Origin of the sequence: Acinetobacter sp. YH01011, assembly GCF_013420785.1 — a bacterium.
Taxonomy (GTDB): Bacteria; Pseudomonadota; Gammaproteobacteria; order Pseudomonadales; family Moraxellaceae; genus Acinetobacter; species Acinetobacter towneri.
Genome location: NZ_VOYG01000030.1, coordinates 1 through 1,967, shown reverse-complemented (window position 1 = coordinate 1,967; position 1,967 = coordinate 1). Strand labels below are relative to the sequence as shown.

The following is a 1,967-nucleotide window of genomic DNA, read 5'->3' as shown; positions in this document are numbered from 1 at the left end:
AGGGTTAATAACTGCTAGTTGAAATCTACCTATTTCTATATTATTATATACAAATGAGTAGATATGTTAGTATTGGCGTTGCAGCTAAAACACTGGGTGTTTCCATCCAAACCCTAAGAAGATGGGATGAGGAAGGCACTTTAGTCGCAGATAGAACCCCAAAAAATCACAGACGTTACGATCTAAGCAAGATCACACCTGAACTTATCCATGATCTATCAATTCAGAACAGCCGAAAAACTATTGCTTATGCAAGAGTATCTAGTCACGATCAAAAGGCTGATCTTGAGCGACAAAAACAAGTTTTGGAAATGTACTGTGCCAAGCAGGGATGGACATTTGAGATTATTAGTGATTTAGGCTCAGGGATGAATTATCACAAAAAAGGGCTTAAGGCTCTTTTGGATGGAATTATTAATAATGAAATTGGTCGATTGGTTTTAACCCACAAAGATCGATTATTACGTTTTGGTGCTGAATTGGTTTTTGCTTTATGTGAAGCTCGGAATGTTGAAATTGTAATTATTAATCAGGGTGAAAATTTGAGTTTTGAGGAGGAACTGTCTCAAGATGTCCTGGAAATTATCACTGTATTTTCAGCACGATTATATGGAAGCCGAAGTAAAAAGAACCAAAAGCTAATACAGGTGGTCAAAGAAGCACTATGAGTCGATTTATACGAGGGCATATCATTGAATTGATGCCCAATAATAAACAAGCAAGCCATTTTGCTCAGGCAAGTGGTGTTGCTCGTTTGTCGTATAATTGGGCTTTAAGAGAGTGGCAGCGACAATACAAGGCTGATAAGGAATATCGAGATCAGTGTGAGTATTATGATGTTGCGGTGAATGAAATGCTTCTTAATAGACCTAAAGAGAGTAAATTAAGAAAGCACCTAAACACTTTTAAATTTGAAAAATATCCTTTCATGAAGAAAGTGACTAAGTGCGCACCACAGTTGGCGATTAAGCAGTTGGGTAGTGCTTTTGATAGATTTTTTAACGGCAAATCAGGATACCCCAAGCCAAGAAAAAAAGGCAAGGATGACCGTTTTTCATTATCAAATGATCAATTTAGCGTAAAGGGTCGGTCTATTAAAATCCCTAATTTGGGTTGGGTGAAAATGACTGAGAATCTGCGCTATAAGGGTAAAATTCTCTCGGCCAAAATATTTAAACAAGGTGGTAAGTGGTTTGTATCAATCGCTGTCGAACTCACCCAGATCGAAAAGCTTAAACCGAAAACAGGTTTAAGTATCGGTGTTGATTTGGGTGTCTCTAATCTTGCCACCCTTTCAAATGGTGAGGTTATTCCTTCTAACGCACCACTTAAAAGACAGCTTGCAAAACTAAGACGACTCAACAAGTCTTTTAGTCGTAAGAAAAAAGGTAGTCAGAATCGAGAAAAAGCAAAAGCCAAGCTATCTCGCCTGCACTATAAAATTGCCTGTCTACGCAAGAATAATCTTCATCAAGTCACAACGGATTTGGTAACACGTTTTGATGTGATTGCGATTGAAGATTTGAATGTTAAAGGCATGTTGAGGAATCGTAAACTCGCAAGAGCTATATCCGATATGGGTTTTTATGAGTTTAAAAGGCAGTTGATTTATAAAGCCAAACAGCATGGAAAATCGGTACTTTCGGTTGGTCGATTCTTCCCAAGTAGTAAAATGTGTTCGTGCTGTGGTGAATTAAATCAATCTCTCACACTTTCTGCGCGAGAGTGGAAGTGCTTAGTTTGCCAAACCATCCAAAATCGTGATGTTAATGCATCAATTAATATCCTGCGATATGCGGATAAAGATTTAATCACTGCATAAGTGGTGATTAAGGCGGTGAGTTACACCGTGACAGCCTATGGAATTGAGGTAATCCCTAAAGCAAATGTTTTAGGTTCTTGATGGTGAAGTAGGAATTAAACATCAAACCCACATTGAGTAGGTTTGAGTAGGTTTTAAATAACGG

The 1,967-nt window shown here is 38.0% G+C and carries 2 protein-coding genes; both read left to right on the top strand.

Annotation, left to right across the window (positions count from 1 at the left end):
* Positions 1–53 precede the first annotated feature (53 nt).
* A complete protein-coding gene (locus FTT78_RS13355) occupies positions 54–668 on the top strand; it encodes an IS607 family transposase (RefSeq protein ID WP_004976741.1) in 615 nt (204 codons plus the stop codon).
* On the top strand, positions 665–1,822 hold the full coding sequence (locus FTT78_RS13350; protein ID WP_154320786.1) for an RNA-guided endonuclease TnpB family protein: 1,158 nt from the start codon (positions 665–667) through the stop codon (positions 1,820–1,822). The genes FTT78_RS13355 and FTT78_RS13350 overlap by 4 nt, the downstream gene beginning before the upstream one ends.
* The last annotated feature ends 145 nt before the right edge of the window (positions 1,823–1,967 follow it).

Coding starts and splice junctions, on each gene's coding strand:
- FTT78_RS13350 (WP_154320786.1), top strand. CDS start 665: ATGAGTCGATTTATACGAGGGCATATCATTGAATTGATGCCCAATAAT.
- FTT78_RS13355 (WP_004976741.1), top strand. CDS start 54: ATGAGTAGATATGTTAGTATTGGCGTTGCAGCTAAAACACTGGGTGTT.